General features: G+C 58.9%; 17 protein-coding genes. 13 read left to right on the top strand and 4 right to left on the bottom strand.

All coding sequences use genetic code 11. The annotated features are described in order from the left end of the window. Nucleotides 1-38: 38 nt before the first annotated feature. From dnaG to ACFC5L_RS16790, 7 genes are all read left to right on the top strand, one after another. Nucleotides 39-2,042, top strand: coding sequence for a DNA primase (dnaG, locus tag ACFC5L_RS16820; RefSeq protein WP_375203855.1), 2,004 nt, complete (start codon nucleotides 39-41; stop codon nucleotides 2,040-2,042). A 12-nt stretch (nucleotides 2,043-2,054) separates the two neighbouring features. Further along, nucleotides 2,055-4,049 (top strand): RNA polymerase sigma factor RpoD, encoded by a 1,995-nt coding sequence (rpoD, locus tag ACFC5L_RS16815; RefSeq protein WP_375203854.1) that lies wholly within the window; start codon nucleotides 2,055-2,057, stop codon nucleotides 4,047-4,049. A gap of 132 nt (nucleotides 4,050-4,181) precedes the next feature. Beyond that, nucleotides 4,182-4,616, top strand: a complete 435-nt coding sequence (locus tag ACFC5L_RS16810) for a hypothetical protein (RefSeq protein WP_375203853.1) — start codon at nucleotides 4,182-4,184, stop codon at nucleotides 4,614-4,616. Between the two features lie 202 nt (nucleotides 4,617-4,818). Next, on the top strand, nucleotides 4,819-6,087 hold the full coding sequence (locus ACFC5L_RS16805) for a serine hydrolase domain-containing protein (RefSeq protein ID WP_375203852.1): 1,269 nt from the start codon (nucleotides 4,819-4,821) through the stop codon (nucleotides 6,085-6,087). 74 nt (nucleotides 6,088-6,161) lie between these two features. Continuing rightward, a complete protein-coding gene (locus ACFC5L_RS16800; RefSeq protein ID WP_375203851.1) occupies nucleotides 6,162-6,641 on the top strand; it encodes a nuclear transport factor 2 family protein in 480 nt (159 codons plus the stop codon). Between the two features lie 145 nt (nucleotides 6,642-6,786). After that, the gene (locus ACFC5L_RS16795; protein WP_375203850.1) at nucleotides 6,787-7,086 is read left to right on the top strand and encodes an aspartate decarboxylase; all 300 of its coding nucleotides are present in this window, start codon (nucleotides 6,787-6,789) and stop codon (nucleotides 7,084-7,086) included. 98 nt (nucleotides 7,087-7,184) lie between these two features. Beyond that, nucleotides 7,185-8,630 (top strand): M48 family metalloprotease, encoded by a 1,446-nt coding sequence (locus ACFC5L_RS16790; RefSeq protein ID WP_375203849.1) that lies wholly within the window; start codon nucleotides 7,185-7,187, stop codon nucleotides 8,628-8,630. A 4-nt stretch (nucleotides 8,631-8,634) separates the two neighbouring features. On the opposite strand, the gene ACFC5L_RS16785 is transcribed toward ACFC5L_RS16790, so the two are convergent. Beyond that, nucleotides 8,635-9,768, bottom strand: a complete 1,134-nt coding sequence (locus ACFC5L_RS16785) for an alpha/beta fold hydrolase (protein WP_375203848.1) — start codon at nucleotides 9,766-9,768, stop codon at nucleotides 8,635-8,637. Next, nucleotides 9,769-10,641: a MerR family transcriptional regulator gene (locus ACFC5L_RS16780; RefSeq protein ID WP_375203847.1), complete on the bottom strand. Its 873-nt coding sequence runs from the start codon at nucleotides 10,639-10,641 to the stop codon at nucleotides 9,769-9,771. It abuts the gene before it with no gap. Nucleotides 10,642-10,840: 199 nt separating this feature from the next. On the opposite strand from ACFC5L_RS16780, the gene ACFC5L_RS16775 reads away from it, so the two are divergent. The 3 genes from ACFC5L_RS16775 to ACFC5L_RS16765 are packed head-to-tail and all read left to right on the top strand — an operon-like array spanning nucleotide 10,841 to nucleotide 13,307. Continuing rightward, complete coding sequence (locus tag ACFC5L_RS16775) at nucleotides 10,841-11,137, top strand: hypothetical protein (RefSeq protein WP_375203846.1); 297 nt, start codon at nucleotides 10,841-10,843, stop codon at nucleotides 11,135-11,137. An 8-nt stretch (nucleotides 11,138-11,145) separates the two neighbouring features. Next, the gene (locus tag ACFC5L_RS16770; RefSeq protein WP_375203845.1) at nucleotides 11,146-12,525 is read left to right on the top strand and encodes a hypothetical protein; all 1,380 of its coding nucleotides are present in this window, start codon (nucleotides 11,146-11,148) and stop codon (nucleotides 12,523-12,525) included. Further along, a complete protein-coding gene (locus ACFC5L_RS16765; protein ID WP_375203844.1) occupies nucleotides 12,522-13,307 on the top strand; it encodes a PepSY domain-containing protein in 786 nt (261 codons plus the stop codon). The genes ACFC5L_RS16770 and ACFC5L_RS16765 overlap by 4 nt, the downstream gene beginning before the upstream one ends. Here ACFC5L_RS16765 and ACFC5L_RS16760 read toward each other — a convergent pair. After that, entirely contained in the window at nucleotides 13,304-13,651 is a 348-nt protein-coding gene (locus ACFC5L_RS16760) for a hypothetical protein (RefSeq protein ID WP_375203843.1), read from the bottom strand. The two genes, ACFC5L_RS16765 and ACFC5L_RS16760, sit on opposite strands and share 4 nt — an antisense overlap. A 187-nt stretch (nucleotides 13,652-13,838) precedes the next feature. Beyond that, nucleotides 13,839-14,954 carry an alanine dehydrogenase gene (ald, locus tag ACFC5L_RS16755; protein WP_375203842.1) on the bottom strand — a complete coding sequence of 372 codons (1,116 nt, stop codon included), beginning with the start codon at nucleotides 14,952-14,954 and terminating at the stop codon, nucleotides 13,839-13,841. A 136-nt stretch (nucleotides 14,955-15,090) separates the two neighbouring features. Between ald and ACFC5L_RS16750 the strand changes: the two genes are divergently transcribed. The 3 genes from ACFC5L_RS16750 (at nucleotide 15,091) to lipA (ending at nucleotide 17,538) form a co-directional block, all read left to right on the top strand. Then, nucleotides 15,091-15,543 carry an Lrp/AsnC family transcriptional regulator gene (locus tag ACFC5L_RS16750; protein ID WP_375203841.1) on the top strand — a complete coding sequence of 151 codons (453 nt, stop codon included), beginning with the start codon at nucleotides 15,091-15,093 and terminating at the stop codon, nucleotides 15,541-15,543. 237 nt (nucleotides 15,544-15,780) lie between these two features. Next, nucleotides 15,781-16,506: a hypothetical protein gene (locus ACFC5L_RS16745; RefSeq protein WP_375203840.1), complete on the top strand. Its 726-nt coding sequence runs from the start codon at nucleotides 15,781-15,783 to the stop codon at nucleotides 16,504-16,506. A 78-nt stretch (nucleotides 16,507-16,584) separates the two neighbouring features. Next, nucleotides 16,585-17,538: a lipoyl synthase gene (lipA, locus tag ACFC5L_RS16740; RefSeq protein WP_375203839.1), complete on the top strand. Its 954-nt coding sequence runs from the start codon at nucleotides 16,585-16,587 to the stop codon at nucleotides 17,536-17,538. Nucleotides 17,539-17,599 lie beyond the last annotated feature (61 nt).

Here is a 17,599-nt window from a genome sequence, read left to right as displayed (position 1 = left end):
CCCCTATATCTCGAGGCCGCCCTATATAATAAGAGCCCATGGCCCGTTTCACCCCGGAATTCCTCGATGAGTTAAAGGCGCGATTGCGCCCGTCCGACGTCATCGGAAAGCATGTGAAGCTCAAAAAGCGGGGCAACGCCTGGTGGGGCCTGTCGCCCTTCAAGCCGGAAAAGACCCCGTCCTTCACGGTGGACGACCGGCGCGGGAGCTATCACTGCTTTTCGACCCAGAACCATGGCGACATCATCACCTTCCTGATCGAGACCCAGGGACTGACCTTTCCGGAAGCGGTGGAGCGGCTCGCCGCCGATGCGGGGCTCGCGCTGCCGACCGAAAGTCCGGCGGAGGCGGCGCGCGCGGAAAAGGCGAAAGGGCTCGCCGAGGCGTCGGCCGCGGCGGCGAAGTTCTATCAGGCGATGCTCCATCGCGCCGACGGCCGGACCGCTATGGAATATTTGCGCGGGCGCGAGATTACGGATGCGCAGATCGAGGCGTTCGGCATCGGCTTTGCGCCCGCGGGCCGTCATGCGCTCAAAGATTATCTCTTGAACAAGGGCTTCACTGACGACGTGCTTGTTGAAGCCGGCCTTCTCATCAAGCCGGAAGACGGCGGCGCAACTTATGACCGCTTCCGCAATCGCATCATGTTCCCGATCCTCGGCACACGCGACCGCGTCATCGCTTTCGGAGGGAGGGCGCTCGATCCAAACGCCAGGGCGAAATACCTCAACTCGCCGGAAACGCCGCTCTTTCATAAAGGGTCGGTGCTCTACAATTTTACGAACGCCCGCGCCGCGGCGGCGGACGATAAAAAGCCTTTGATCGTTTGCGAAGGCTATATGGACGTGATTGCGCTTTGGGGGGCGGGGATCAAACGCGCCGTTGCGCCGCTGGGCACGGCGCTGACTGAAGACCAGTTGGCGTTGCTCTGGCGGTCGTCTGACGAACCGGTTTTGTGTTTCGATGGCGACAGCGCCGGCGTCAACGCGGCGCACCGTTCCATCGATCGCGCGCTGCCGATGCTCAAGCCCGGCAAGTCGTTGAATTTCGCCTTCCTGCCCGAAGGTCAGGACCCGGACGATCTGTTGCGGGCCGAAGGCGTCGGGGCGATGAATGATGTGCTCGAAAAAGCGCGGCCGCTTGTCGATGTTTTGTGGTCGCGGGAAATCGCCGCCCGCGAACTCGACACGCCGGAGCGGCGGGCGGCCTTGCGCTCTCACCTGCGCGATCTCGTCAAGGAAATCGCTGACAAGGATGTGCGCGGCGCCTATGGCGAAGAATTATCCCAGCGGCTCAACGCCCAGTTCCAGCCCGCCCCGAAGTCAGGCGGCTATGGGCAGGGCGCTGCCGGCCAGGGCGGCTATGGACAGGGCGGCTATGGGCAAGGCGGCGCCAATCCGTTTCGCCAGACCGGTCAATGGGGCGGACGTCCCCGGGGCGCAGGCCGCAATCAGGGCTTCCGGTTTGCCGCGCCCGCCCGGCCGACCCCGGGCCTGAAAAGCCCCTCTCAATGGGTGCGGGAGGCGAGCCTAATCCTCGCCGCCATCAACCATCCGGCCCTGCTGGAACGCCATGAGGCGGCTTATTTTGAGCTCGATCTGGCCGATCCGGGGCTGAAAGCCCTTCTCGGCGAGGTACTTTCGGCAATTTCCACAGACCCGGCTCTTGACAGCGCGGGGTTGAAAAGCCATCTCACCAAGACTGGCGCGGCAGGCACATTGGAGCGGGTGACACATGATCCCCAGCTCGGAAAACACAGATTCCTCCGCCCCGAGACTGAGATTGACGAGGTAGAGCAGGGGTTTCGAAACGCCCTGGCCCATCATCTGTTTGAATCGACCCACAAGCAGGAGGTGGCCCGCTCGGCGTCTCAGATATTCACTGATGGCGATGATGCGTGGAAAGCGGCGGCGGCCGCGCGCGAGGAGTTAATCAATTCGAGCAAGCCGGAAGAAGAAGGGGATGAGGGCGATTCCCCCAAACGGTTCACGGATGCGCTCGAAAGAATGAAACAGACCGTAGAGAAAAAATTCGGTCGGTAAGGATTTTACGGCATGGCGAAAAAAGCGGCGGCGACGAAAGAGACGGAAGCGGCGGAACCGGCGGACGGCCCGATCCTCGATCTGACGGATGCGGACGTCAAGAAACTGATCAAGACGGCGAAGTCCCGCGGTTACGTCACCTATGACGAACTGAACAAGGTGCTGCCGTCTGAAGAGGTCTCTTCAGAACAGATCGAAGACATCATGGCCCAGCTTTCCGAGATGGGCATCAATGTCGTTGAGCATGAAGAAGACGACGATGATGATGGCGCCGACGCCGCTAATGACGACGAGAGCGAAGCTGCGCCGTCGAAGTCCAAAGCGGTCGCCGTCAAGGACGAGAAAAAAGGCGGCCAGGTTGTCACCACCAACACCGGCGCCTCCGCCGACCGGACGGATGATCCGGTGCGCATGTATCTGAGGGAAATGGGTACGGTCGAGCTTCTCTCCCGCGAGGGCGAGATTGCGATCGCCAAGCGTATCGAGGCCGGCCGCGAGACCATGATCAAGGCGCTTTGCGAATCTTCGCTCACCTTCGAGGCCATCACGGTCTGGCGCGACGAACTTCAGGAAGGCCGTGTCCTTCTGCGCGACATTATCGACCTCGACGCCACTTACGGCGGCGGGCCGGAATCGCGTCCCGACATGACCCAGCCGGAAGTCGCCGAACGCGTGAACCGCGAAGAGGCGGAAAAGGCCGAGAACGCCGAAGACGACGAAGACGATTTCGATGAGGGCGCGTTGTCGCTGTCGGCCATGGAAGCCGAATTGCGCGACGGCGTCATGATGACTTTCGACGATATTTCCAACGACTATAAAAAGCTGCGCCGCCTTCAGGACATCATGATTGAAGAGCAGCTCAAAGGCGAGGACCTTTCCTCGTCGCAATCGCGTCGTTTTAAAAAGTTGCAAAAAGACATTGTTGAGCGCGTGCGTTCCGTCCGCCTCAACAATCAGCGGATCGAAGCGCTCGTGGAACAGCTTTACGACATCAACCGCCGCTTGATGGCGCTTGAAGGCAAGCTCGTGCGCCTCGCGGATTCCTATGGCGTCAATCGCCAGGAATTTCTCGCCGACTATATCGGCGCGGAACTCGATCCCGAATGGTTTGACCGCATCTCCGCAAAGACCGGCAAGGGCTGGCAGAACTTCGTCAAGAAAGCCGAGACTCAGGTCGTCAATATCCGCGACGAAATCGGTGAACTGGCGACCGAAACCGGTCTCACGGTTCAGGACTTCCGCCGCATCGTCTCCATGGTGCAAAAGGGCGAGCGCGAAGCGCGCATCGCCAAGAAAGAAATGGTCGAAGCGAACCTGCGCCTCGTCATCTCCATCGCCAAGAAATACACCAATCGCGGTCTGCAATTCCTCGACCTTATTCAGGAAGGCAATATCGGCCTCATGAAAGCGGTGGACAAATTCGAATATCGCCGCGGCTACAAGTTCTCGACCTATGCGACCTGGTGGATCCGTCAGGCGATCACCCGATCAATCGCCGACCAGGCGCGCACCATTCGTATTCCGGTGCACATGATCGAGACGATCAACAAGATTGTGCGCACCTCGCGTCAGATGCTCCACGAAATCGGCCGCGAGCCGACGCCCGAAGAGCTGGCTGAGAAACTTTCGATGCCTTTGGAGAAAGTCCGCAAGGTGATGAAAATCGCCAAGGAGCCGATCTCCCTCGAAACGCCCATTGGCGATGAGGAAGACTCCCATCTCGGCGATTTCATTGAGGACAAGAACACGATCCTGCCGATCGATGCGGCGATCCAATCAAACCTGCGCGAAACGACGACGCGGGTGCTCGCCTCGCTCACGCCGCGCGAGGAGCGCGTGTTGCGTATGCGCTTCGGCATCGGCATGAACACCGACCACACGCTTGAAGAGGTCGGCCAGCAGTTCTCGGTGACGCGCGAACGCATCCGTCAGATCGAGGCGAAGGCGCTCCGCAAGCTGAAGCACCCGAGCCGGTCGCGCAAGCTGCGGTCGTTCCTCGACAACTAATCTCATCGGCCAAAACGTCCGGACCGGGAAATCCATTTCATAAACACGACATGCGTCTGAGCTATCAGACGCATGTCGTGTTTATGCGCGAAATTTTCTGATCTTGCTCATCACAGAACCTGGAGAGAGACAGTGCGTTCCGAACTGATCGTGCGTTATGGCCTGTGGATCGGCGGCGGCGTCATCTTCATGATCGGCCTCGGCCATATCTTCATGCCCGCCTATGGGTATCCCGCTAACGTGACCGACGGATGGAGCGCCGCAGCACTCGATCACTTCTATTACCTTGCCACCTACAGCATTTGCGGGTTTCTGCTCGCCATCGGGGCGTTATCATTCCTGCACGGGGCTGGCGCGGTCACAAAGCTGACCGCATGGTTCGCCAGCATCATGAGCGTGCTCTGGGCGCTGCGTCTCGTGCTTGAGATTAAATATCCCGTCGCCATACCGATCAATTTTGTTGAACAGCCTCACGCGCCGATTGTCGCCGCCATTACGATAGCAACCTTCGCCTATCTCGCCTCGGCCATCGCCGCTTGGCGCTGTCTATTGAGGAATGAAGCCTGAGGACGCCGGCTCGCCGCTGAAGCGCGCGGGCGCCTCACGGAAGTTCACATATTGCGTGAGGAACTCGGAAAAACACCCTCTATCTGCGAGGTTTGTCTTGTCTGGCGCCGCCGGCGACCTATCTTGTCCTTAAACAAACAAACGCCGCGCTAAAACGCATTGATAGTCTTGGCGCGGTTTTAAAAAACGCTGACGGGGCAAAATGAAAATTCTAAAAATCGGCGCATTTGCGCTCGGCACGCTTGCAGTGATCGCAGCCTGGTGCGCGCTTTCTGTCTTCCTGGGCTTGTATGGCTGGTGGATGAAGCCGATCGCTGACAAGGGCGATCATGCAGCCTTTTTCGCTGAAGCGACGCAACGGATCGATGACAACAACGCCGGAAATGCAGCCTTCATCCTCATCCGAGACGGCGACGTCGCCGGTGAATATTATGTGCGGGATGAACGCGATATTAGCGCGCAGACGGTGTTTCCGACATCATCGTTCAGCAAGTGGATTACAGCCTTTGGCGTGATGAAGCTCGTCGAGGAAGGCAAGATCGTCCTCGACGATCCTGTATCCTCATACCTGACGCGGTGGCGCTTGCCTGACAGCCAGTATGACGAAAGCAAGGTCACGGTTCGCCGGTTGTTGAGCCACATGGCGGGTTTGACGGACGGGCTCGGATTTGATGACTACGCCGCCGATGAAACACTGCCGTCGCTGGAGGAAACGCTGGCGAAGCCGCGCGCATCATCCGGCCGCGACGTCAGGATAGAAGTGGGCGCGGCGCCCGGCGAAGAGTTCGCCTATTCCGGCGGCGGTTATCTGATCCTGCAATTGCTGATCGAGGAAGTTTCCGGTGAGGATTATGAAAGATTCATTCGCGACGCTGTGCTTGCGCCGCTGGCAATGACGCGATCTTCCTTTGAGTTTATCGGCGATGTTGAGGGTGCGTCGCAGTCGTTTGACGCCGCGGGCGAGGCCGCGCCGCAATATCAATACGCTGCGGCCGGCGCCACTGGCTTTTCAAGCTCGGCAGGCGACTTGCTTCAGCTCGTAAAGGCGTTGACGAGTGAAAATGCAGATTTCGTTTTACAGCCTGCGACGATCACCTCCATGCGTCAGCCTGAGGCCTATGTCTTCGGAAGCCCGATTTGGGGGCTGGGAACCATGTTGTTCGCACCGACAAATTCCGGCGATTTCGTCTATGGCCATGACGGCGCCAATGAGCCGGCGATCAACGTCTCGGTGCGCATCAATCCCGACAATCATGACGCCTATATCATGCTGGTGAACGGACATCCGTCACTGGCGTCCGACATCGGCGGGGAATGGGTTTTGTGGCAAACTGGCGTGCCGGATATCCTTTCAACCGAAAGGGCGATCAAAAGCGCGCTTATTCCTGCAGCTCTTGGCTCTCTCATTATTCTGATTTTGGCGGTGTTCCTTTTCAGACGTCTGTTTTCCGGAGCAGGGAGGTCAGCTTGACACCCAAAACGACACTTCGTTTGATGCGCTCCTGGTGATCGGCGGCGATCGCAACAATCGGGGGAGAAATAGAAATGAGATTTTTCGTAATATGCGCCGGGCTGTTCGCGCTTGCGGCATGTTCATCGGAAGCTGATACGGATGTATTGGAGCGCAATAAGGAAACTGCGCGCAATTTCTACCAGGATTTATGGTTCACGGATAACACTGACCGCTATTCGGAATATGTCGCGGACACCTATATCGTGCATGACGTGGGCCCGCGAAAAGGCGTCGAAGAGCCGGCGGTGGAGCAGAAGAACATCGCTGACCTGTTTCACGGGTTCGGCAAGATGACAGGCAAGATCGACTATCAGATTGCTGAAGGCGACAAGGTCGCCACCCGTTGGTGGATTTATCTTGAACCCAATGAACAGGCGCTGGCTATGGGCGTTACGCCAGTCGATGGCGTTGCGATCATCAACGTTTTTCGGTTCAACGACGACGGCAAGATTGTTGAAGTCTGGAATCATCGACATGATGTCGAACTGCCGCGGCCTCCGCAGGATTACTGAAAACAGGCCCGGCGGACGGCTCCCGCTCAATTCGGGGTAGTGTGATCGGGCAGGCGGCAAGCCTGTTTCCCCGCTGGGCATAACGGCGCGGACAAAGGGGAGCGAATCACGCAACAAGCGGACGCTGTTTCAAGGATGCTCGCCCATGACCGCGCCGAATATCGGATCGAAAGCCAACCCGTCGCAATTCGATTGTTATGATGATCTCGCCGGGGACGAGCCCTATTTTGTCATCCGCGCGGATGATCCGCTCTCAGACGCGTTGATCGAGCTTCACGCCTATATCGGCGCGGGCCAGTCCGGCGCGGCGCACAACAAGCTTGCCGAGATCATGGAGCTGACCCGCGACCGGCCGCCGCGCCCGTCGGATTCGCCCAAATATCGCGAGACTTTCGCCATCTCCCAGGCGATGGAAAGCTGGCGCCGCCGCAAACCCAGGACATAAGCTGCGCCTTTTTCTGCAACCTTCCTGTGCTAGACTTGTTTCCAACAGGGTGCGCGCCTGTCCGTTCATGGCGCGCCGCACGAAATCGGGAGGGTGCTATGGGGATCTTTAAGTCGACATTTCGCAAGATTATCGTCGGCGCGGCGGCGGCGGCGCTGGTCGCCTGCGCGGCGACAGGCGGGCCGCTCGGGCTCTCGGATCAACAGGGACTGGCGCTTGGCGATCAGGAGCATCCGAAAATCGTCGCGGCCTTTGGCGGAGAGCTGAACGATCCACAGCTGACCGCCTATGTGCAGCGCATTCACAATAAACTTGTTTCATCGTCGACGGCGCCAAGCCCCGAGCTGCAGAATATTGAGCTGACAGTGCTCGACAGTCCCGTCGTGAACGCCATGGCGCTGCCCGGCCATGTTTATGTGACCCGCGGGCTTCTGGCGCTGGCGAACAGCGAGGCGGAAGTCGCCGGCGTCATCGGCCACGAGATCGGTCATATCCATGAGCGCCATACGGCGGAGCGGGTGAGCCGCGGCAATCTCGCCGGGATCGGCGCGGCGGCGGTGGCGATCCTCACCGGCGAACAGGATATGGCGCAGCTCGCCGGTCAGGCGGCGCAGCTTTACCTTATGAAATTCTCGCGCAGTCAGGAATATGAAGCCGATTTGGTCGGTGTGCGGATCATGGACCAGGCCGGATATGATCCCATCGGCCAGTCGGAGTTTCTCGACACGCTTGGCAAATGGTCGAGCCTTGAGAGCCGGATTGCCGGCGTCGAACGCCCGCCGGAATTTCTGAACACGCACCCGAATACGCCGGAGCGCGTTCGCCGTGCGGCGGCGGAGGCGCAAGTACTCGGTGCCGGTTCGGGCGAGGGGCGCAATCGTGATACCTATCTCGCCAATATTGACGGGCTTCTTTATGGCGATGATCCGGTGAAACAGGGTTTTATCCGCGGGCGTGATTTCATTCATCCGGGGATCGGAATCGCCTTCACCGTGCCGTCCGGATTTGAGCTTCAGAACTCTTCAACGGCGGTTATCGCCCGCTCGTCGCAAACGGGCGCGCAGATGCAGTTTACTGGCGCCAACTCAGCCGAGAGCCCGCAGGCGATCATCAATGGTCCCCTGTCCGAAAGCCTTGGCGTCAATCTCGGTCAGGCGCAGGCGATGACGGTCAGCGGCCGTCCGGGCGCCGTTGGAACGGCCCGCGCCAATACGCAAAGCGGCGCTGTTGATATCGCCGCCTATGTGGTGAAATGGCAGGGAAACACCAATTACATTTTCCTGTGGGTCGCCCCGGCGGGATCATCGTCACAGTCTACCTTTACCGCAAGCGTGCGCTCGTTGCGGACGATTTCCCTGCAGGCGGCGAACCCGCCCCCGGCGCAGCGCGTCGATGTGGTGACGGTTCAGCGCAATGACACAGCAGCGTCACTCGCGCGCTACATGGCGTTCGATCAATATAAGGAAGAGCGCTTCCGCATTATGAACGCTATTGAACCTAACGAAGCGGTGCGGGCCGGCGAGCGGGTGAAGCTCGTCCGCTGAGGAATTATCTGATCTTTTCAAGCCAGTTCAGAACGACATTGGTGCTCTGCTCCCACACTGGTTCGCCGCCTTCCATTGTGTAGGCGGCGATGATGTCGTCATAGCGCATGTCGCTGTGGCCGACATTGTCCTGAATGATGAAGGTGGCCGCGCCGGGGCGGAGCCGGTTGACGGTGTCGGCGATGAGTTTGTGACCGTATTCCGCTTCGAACTGGTCGAAGGCGTTGTAAATGACCAGCACCGGGGCATCGACCGCCGCCCAGGCCGCGAGAAAATTCTGTTTCGCCGCCTGTTGATGCCAGGCGAAGGGCCGGCCGTAATGGTCTTTCTCGCCCATGCCGAGAATATCCGCGCGCACCGCGGCCATGGCGGCGCTGTCTTTTGCGACCTCGTCCGGATGACGGTCGTTGACCAGATACTCGTAGTGAAACTTCGCGCGGGCGATAATCTCGTCGTGAATGTCTTCGGGCGCCACCTCATCGGGACGGCGTTCGAGATAGATGCGGTCAAAACTCAACATGCGTTCGTAATAAGTTTCGCCGCCGCCGCCCTGAATGGCGATCCCGGCGATGTCGTAGCCTTTCTTCTGCAAGGCATGAGCCACCAGCGGCGCGGTTGTTGACCCCAGGCTGCTGCCCAGTATGTAAATCTTGCCAGCATTGATGCGCTCATCCTTAAGCAGCGCCTCGAACGCCTCTATGTAGTGGGTGACTTCAGTATCGTAATCGAGCTTGTCGCAAGCAGGTCCAACGCTGTCGCCATCTGAGGAGCGTTCAACGCGAAGAAGCGCAAGACCGCTCTCACGCGCCAGTTTCGCCAGGCTCTCGCGCGATCCGCTGCCTTCGCGATATTCGATTGAACCGCAGGAGACCCATTGCGTGAAGAGGAGAGGGTGCAATGGTTCATCGGCGCCTTCGGGAAGGGCGATGATGGTGCGCAAGCGCGCGCCGTCGGATGTTTCCACAACGCCATAGTGGGACGTCACACCCTCAATTTTTTCCAGCGGGCGATCGGCGGCGCGGGGCAGTCCGGCAACCATGGCCGTGTTTTCGTTGACGCTATTCTGCGCTGCTATTGTTGTCGACGTTATTGCGTAGAGACAGGCGCCGATTCCAGCCAGATGGATCCCAATGCGCATTTATTCATTCTCCCTGGAGGTTAAGTCGAGACGGATGGGAATTAGCAATTCGGTGAGATAGTCGCGGGCGCTCCGCGCCGTCATTTTCGAAGGCAGCCGGTAGTCTTCCTGATCGGCGCCAAAACGATGATAGATTTCGTGTAAAGGTCCCGCGGCTTCGAGGTTTGCCCCCGCCATCCAGTCAGACATCTGGGCAAAGATCCGGTCGGTCTTGAAATAGCCGCCGCCATAGACGACCGAACAGGCGATGGCGGCGCCTTGAATGATGGTGACGGGCAAATCGCTTTGCGTTTCCTCTGTCACCGGAATGCAGACTTCGACATCGAGCTCTTGTTGGGCGCCGGGGGGCGTATGAAAGATCAGAAACGGCGCCGCCGTCGCGCGTGCGCCAATGTCGGCGACGCACGCTTCGGCGGTTTCGAACATTTCCTTGATTGCGTCGCCGGGATGCGTGATCTGTTTTCTCAGCGCATAAACACGCTGATCAGCGACGGGCGCCAGCTTCAGGGAGGGAGGCGCCTCGGTTTCGGCGGCCGACCGGGCCAGAATCTCGGCGATCTTGATCTTGGCTGCGATCTCGCCCTGTGCGCGTTTTAAATCCCGCTGTTTTTTCTCAACCGCCGTCCTGATTGTCTCGGGGCCGACGTCGCCGGCGGCGAGAATGGCGGCAATCTCTGTTATGGAAAAATCGGCGAAGCGCAGATTGGTGATGATCGCGAGCTGCGCGGCCTGTTCAAGCGTATAATATCGATAGCCCGTGTGGGGATCGACATGTTCCGGGCGCAACAGCCCCTGGTCGTCATAGAACCGGAGCGCCTTGACGGATACGCCGCCAAGCCGCGCCAGCTCACCAATCTGCAACAGGCCTTTCATGGCGCTGAAGGTACCGTCTCCCCTAAGAGGAGAGTCAAACCGCCGATCGCGCGAGGGCTTCGTTTCGCCGATATTATTTGTCTGGTATTTGTTCCGGGGGGCTGCGCCTGCCTCTTGCGCCGTGATCCCCAATCGCTAAGGTCCGCCAAGAGTTTAACCCATATCCGCGCCTGATTTCGCGGACCTAAAGGAGGAATTTATGGCTGTTGACGGCAAGTGGAACATCACGATCAAGACCCCCATGGGCGATCAGACCGCGACCCTGACCCTGAAAGAAGAAGGCGGCGCGCTGACCGGTGAAATGTCCGGCGCGGCCGGCACATCGCCGATCGAAAACGGCAAGGTTGAGGGCGACACGCTAAGCTGGGACGCCAAGGTGACGAATCCCATGCCGATTACGCTGTCCTTTACCGGCAAAACCGAAGGCGACAATATTTCCGGTAATGTGCAACTCGGCGCATTCGGCACGTCGACCTTTTCGGGCGCCGCCGCTTAGGCCTCCGCATGATCAGGTTCGCCGCTCTTCTCGCCGCAGGCGTTGCGATTGCCGCCTGCGAACCGCGGAAGGCGGACCCTGACGAAGTCGAGCGCCTCGTCAATGTGGTGCTTGAAAACGCCGATCGCAGCGCTGACAAAACCATTGCTGCAACGCAGGAAGAGGCGGCGAGCCTGGATACGCTCGCCGTCGAATTCGTGAAGCTTGCGCTGGCGGTCGGCCAGCATGATCCGGCTTTCGTTGACGCCTATCATGGCCCCGCGGATTGGGCGGAGCTGGCCGAGACAGAGCAGCGCCCCCTTGATCAGCTTGAGGCGGACGCACAGGGGCTTCTCATTTCGATCCGCCGCGCCAACCGCGAAGGCTGGAGCGTTCGCGGCGAGATGCTGGAAAAACAGCTCCGCGCCGCACTGACGCGCATTCAGATGGCGCAAGGCAGAAGCTTCGCCTTCGACGAAGAAACCCGGCGCCTCTATGACGCCGTCGCGCCGCACTATGACATTGCTGAATTTGATGCAGCGCTGAGCAAGATTGATGCGTTGTTGCCGGGAGATGGGCCGCTGTCAGAACGCGTTGAGGCGTTCCGGAATTCCCTCGCCATACCGCAGGAAAAATTGCAGGCGGTTTTTGACGCCGCCATCGCGGAATGCCGCAAACGCACCCTTGCCCATTATGACCTGCCGGAGGCGGAGAGTTTCCGCATGGAGTTTGTCACTGACAAACCGTGGAGCGGCTACAACTGGTATCAAGGCGATTACGAAAGTCTGATTCAGGTCAATACGGATTTCCCGATTATCATCGACCGCGCCGTGGATCTTGGCTGTCATGAAGGCTATCCGGGTCATCATACCTGGAATGTTTTTCTGGAGCGCGACCTTCTCGAAGGCGCCGGCTGGATCGAATATTCCGTCTACCCCCTGTTTTCGCCGATGTCGGTGACGGCCGAAGGCTCCGCCAATTACGGCATTGAGCTTGCTTTTCCGGGAAATGAAAAGATCGCCTTTGAACGCGATGTTCTGTTTCCGCTCGCGGGGCTTGATCCTTCCATGGCCGAAACGCTGGAAAAGCTCAACGATTTGCGCCGCAAGCTTTCCCATGCGCGCAACATGATCGCGCGCGACTATCTTGACGGAAAGATAGACCGTGAGACAGCGATTGAACTGTCCATGAAATACCGGCTCGAATCCCGGGAACGGGCGGAGCAGTCGATCCGGTTTATCGAGACCTATCGCGGCTATGTTCTGAATTACAATGTCGGCCGCGATCTCGTCGAAGGTTTCGTGGAGCGCGAGGCGGCGAAAAATGGCGGCGACCGCTGGAGTGCTTTCGCCATACTCCTGACCACACCGCTTTCCGCCTCGGATATTGCAACCGGCGGCGGCGAATGAAAGTCAAAACCTGGATTCAGCGCATCCATCTCTGGGCGGGACTGATCCTCGGCGTCCAGGTGCTTTTGTGGATGGCGTCAGGCGTCGTCATGAGCTGGTTTCCAATCGAGCTTGTTCGCGGGGAGAATGCGTCCTTTGTCACGCCGCCCATTGAACTCGAGGCGCAAGCTTACGCCTCGCCCGGCGGCGTCATCGCGCAGGCGCCGGGCGCGACCTCAGTGGAGCTCAAACGCTTTCTCGGCCGGGTTGTCTATCTTGCTTCCAATGCAGACGGCGCCATGGCGATGTTTGACGCTTCGACAGGCGAAAGGCTGACGCCCTTGAAAGAGGCGGATGCGCGGCGCATCGCCAAGCAGGATTTTATCGGCGACGGCGAGATCATCAGCGCGCGCCTGATCAACTTTCCGCCGCAGGAATATCGGCGCGAGACGCCGGTCTGGCGCGTCGATTTCGACGACAAGCGAAATACGCGGCTTTATATCTCGCCCGACAGCGGGGAAGTGCGCGCGCGCCGCAACGATGTCTGGCGGCTCTACGACTTTTTCTGGATGCTGCACATTATGGATTACGAGGAGCGGGAGAACTTCAACAACCCGCTGGTGATGACCGCTGCGGCCGCGGGATTTGTCTTTGCCCTGTCAGGCATGATCATAGTGATCATGAGGCTCACGCGCGGGCGCTATAAGCACGACCTGATGCTGTTGGCGCACGCAAAGCCCCGCAAGCGAGAGGCGCCATCTACGAAAGCCGAAATTTCAGGTGGTCGGGAAACCCGGGACTAGAACGCGAAATAAATCGGCTCAGGACCTTGAGGCGCGTCCTTGTCGCTCTTTTCGTCTTTCTCAGACTCAGCGAGCTTGGTTTTCTTTTCTTCCGGACATTCGTTTTTGCTGGTCTCGACAGCGGCCGTGGCTGTCGTCTCGGTCGCCTCAATGCGGATGAAACGTTCCATCATGCTTTCAAGCGCTGAGCTGGCCCGCTCGCGGGAAATATCCGATCCGCTCTCGGCGAAAAGGGCGGACCCTCCGCCAAGGGGCAGGGAAGGTGCGGCGTGCGCCTGAGCGAGGCCAGCCGCCAACCCGAATGCGGCTGCGGCGGCAAAGCTTTGCATTGTTGATCTGCGCATGGACGGTCCCTCTCTCCGGCGCGAATATGCCCCTGATCGCGCGCTGACAGCAAGCATTAATCCGGAGGAGAAAAGCCGGAATTACTTACGATCAGGTAATATTTTCGCGAGCGATTGGCCGCTTTTTTCCTGCAGGCGCCCGGCGCCCGTCAAAATCCGGGGCCGGAAGGCGGAAAGACATGGTTTTTCAGGATTTTAGCGCATCCGCGGCAGGGGTGTAGTCAACACCGAGCGCCTCGGCGACCGCCTTATAGGTGACCTTGCCCTTGTGAATGTTGAGCCCGTCCTGGAGATGCGGATTGTCCTTCAGCGCCTCAAGGCCCCGATTGGCGAGCTGCAGGCCGAAGCCAAGAGTCGCATTGTTGAGGGCGTGCGAGGAGGTCAAGGGCACCGCGCCAGGCATGTTGGCGACGCAGTAATGGATGACATTCTCAACCACATAGGTGGGGTCAGCATGCGTTGTCGCGTGGGAGGTCTCAAAGCAGCCGCCCTGATCGATGGCGACATCGACGAGCACTGCGCCTTCTTTCATGCCTTTCAGCATCTCGCGGGTTACGAGTTTCGGCGCTGAGGCGCCGGGGATGAGGACTGCGCCGACAACGACATCGGCGACGTCGGTTTCCTCATCGAGCGCTTCGTAAGTGGAATAACGCGTCTTGGCGCGGCCCTCGAATAGCTCGTCGAGCTCTGCGAGGCGGCGATTTGAGCGGTCGAGAATGGTGACATCGGCGCCGAGGCCCACGGCCATACGCGCCGCATGGGTGCCGACCACGCCGCCGCCGATGACGAGGACTTTGGCCGGCAACACGCCCGGCACGCCGCCCATCAAAAGGCCGCGCCCGCCCTGATGGGCTGTCAGCGCATAAGCGGCCGCCTGGATGGACAGGCGTCCTGCGACTTCGCTCATGGGCGCGAGAAGGGGAAGGCCCCCGAAGGGATCGGTGACGGTTTCATATGCGACGGCGGTAACGCCGGATTCCATCAGGCCGCGCGCCTGATCCGGATCGGGCGCAAGGTGGAGATAGGTGTAAAGGATCTGGTCTTCGCGAAGTTGCACCCATTCTGTCGGTTGGGGCTCTTTCACTTTGACGATCATGTCGGCTTTTTCGAAGACGGTTTTCGCATCCGGGGCGATTTTCGCGCCTGCGGCGACGTAATCCTGATCGCTTGCCTTGATGCCGGCGCCGGCGCCCGTCTCTACGAGCACGTCGTGACCGTTCTGCACATATTCGCGGACGCTGCCGGGCACGAGGCCGACGCGATATTCGTGATTTTTGATTTCCTTCGGAACGCCGACAAGCATGAGACCCTCCATTTGGTTCGGTTGCGGCGGATTATATTCAGATTTTGCAGGATATTTTTGATATTTTACGCCATATTTGATATTTGAAAGAATATCATATCGAATTCGGTTGTATTTTGAGAATGGAATTCACACCATGGACAGGTTCGACACGGCCATTTTGAATGTTCTTCAAGAGGACGGACAAACGCCGTTCACGGAGCTTGGGGAGCGGGTGGGGCTTTCGCCTTCGGCCTGTCACAAGCGGGTAAAGGAGCTCTGGCGGACAGGCGTCATTACGCAGCAGGTGGTGATCGTCGATGAGCGCGAGGCCGGGCTTGAAACATCCGTCTTCGTTCAGGCGACTCTAAAAAATCAGCAACAAGCCACGCTCACCGCTTTTGAAAAAGCGGTCATTCGCCATCGCGAAATCATGGAATGCTACCTGATGGCCGGCCTGTCGGATTACCTGTTGCGTATTCTTTGCCGCGACGGCGCCGATTATGAACGTATTCACACGGAAATTCTGACGAGTCTTCCCGGGGTTGACCGAGTGATTACAAATTTCGCGATCCGCAAGGTTTTCCGCCGGACAGCCGTGCCGCTCTGAAAACTTTAAGGCGGAAACGGCGCCGAATTAAGGCGAAAATACGGCGGGCGTTAACAATACAATCCCTTGCGGCGCTTACTTTCTGACAATGAAAATAAATTTGGCGTTAACGCCTTAAACGGACGGTTAAACTTTGGCGCCATCGTCATCCTCGGAGTTATGTTTAGTCGCGCTTTCGGGCCGAAAACCGGTGTCCACTTTTCGGGGAAAGCGCTTCGGGTTTTAAGTGAGGATGACATGCTTACCACTGCGCGTGTTGATATTCCCGCTCCTGTTGTTGCGCGTCTCAAGCACGCTGCGGATTACTCCGACAATGTGAATGATTATGCGCGCGAGGATCTGATCGGGTTCAAACGACCTATTGCGGCGACCTTTGCGCTTCTTGCGCCATTGGTGCTCGCGTTCAACTATTATACGGCCGGGCTGATGGCGACGGTTCAGGTCGGCGGCATGATGATTGTTCTTGTCGCCGGCGGTTTGGTTGTGATCGGCCGTCAGGAATGGCCGAACATCGTCGCCGAGTTTCAAGGCTGCGTCATGGCCAAGCGCAAGGCGATTGCTGATCTGAGATGCGGCTTCGGGGAATCGTCTTTCCTGAGCAATGGCCGCGCCCCGGCTTTTTATGAACATGCAAACGGCGTGCTTGTGCTTGCCGATGCGGGCGATCTGAAAACGCTTTTCTTCGATGTGTCGAAGGACGGCTCCGATCCGCGCTGGGAGCTTTATCAGAGCGGTGAAATGCGCCGCCGTGTCTGGCGCTGGCTGCGCCTGCCGGTTTCGCGCGAGGTGGTGAAATTCTCCACCGAAGGCGCGCGTCTCGCCCGCGTCAGCGACGCCCCGATGATTCCCTCCGTGGAGGCCTGGGAGGCGATCAATGTCGCCCTTGGAGAGCCCATGGATGGCGCCATTATCCATCGTTCCTTCGATGAGATCGTCGACGACGTCAAACGCCTGATGTTCTAGGCGGTTTTTTGGGTTCCCTGCGCCCACCCTGGCGGCGCCCCCTTACAAAAAGGGGGCGCCGCTGCTACATGGACCGCCATGGCGACGCTTATTGACACGATCGGCGGGCAAAAGCCCCGCCATCCGGAAAAACAGAAACGCGAGGACAGTCCGATCCAGCGCAAGCCCGAATGGATTCGGGTAAAGGCGCCGGTTTCCAAGGGCTATTCCGCGACGCGCGACATTGTGCGCTCGAAGAACCTGCATACGGTTTGCGAAGAAGCGGCGTGTCCGAATATTGGCGAGTGCTGGGAAAAGAAGCACGCGACCATGATGATCATGGGCGACACCTGCACACGCGCCTGCGCCTTCTGTAATGTGAAGACCGGCCTGCCGGCTCCGCTTGATGTCAACGAGCCGGAAAATGTCGGGGCGGCCGTCGCCGAAATGGGCCTCAATCATGTGGTCATCACATCCGTAGACCGCGACGATCTCGAAGATGGCGGGGCCGAGCATTTCGCGAAAGTCGTGCACGCTATTCGCGCCGCTGCGCCCGGAACCACCATTGAAATTCTGACGCCGGACTTTTTGCGCAAAGACGGCGCCGCCGAGATCGTCATCGATTCACAACCTGACGTCTTCAATCACAATCTCGAAACCGTGCCGCGGCTTTACCTATTGATCCGTCCCGGCGCGCGCTATTATCATTCCATGCGCCTCCTTGAAAAAGTGAAGGAGCGTGACCCGCAGATGTTCACAAAGTCCGGCATCATGGTCGGGCTTGGCGAAACGCGCGAGGAAGTGATGCAAGTGATGGACGACATGCGCTCCGCCGGCGTCGACTTCATCACCATCGGTCAATATCTCCAGCCGACGCGAAAGCACGCGCCCATTGACCGTTTCGTCCATCCCGACGAGTTCAAGTCTTATGAAACCCTCGCGCGCGCCAAGGGCTTCTTGATGGTCTCGTCTTCGCCGCTGACGCGGTCATCGCATCATGCGGGCGAAGACTTTGCCCAGCTTCAGGCGGCGCGCGCGGCCAAAGGCGCCTAGATCATCAATAGATGATCTAGTTTTTTTGGTCGCGCCACTTAAGCAAAAAACCGGCTACCAC

The organism is Hyphococcus sp. (assembly GCF_041986965.1).
GTDB lineage: Bacteria > Pseudomonadota > Alphaproteobacteria > Caulobacterales > Parvularculaceae > Hyphococcus.
Note: the sequence above shows the minus strand (reverse complement) of the source record. Positions and strands in the feature narration are given on the sequence as shown.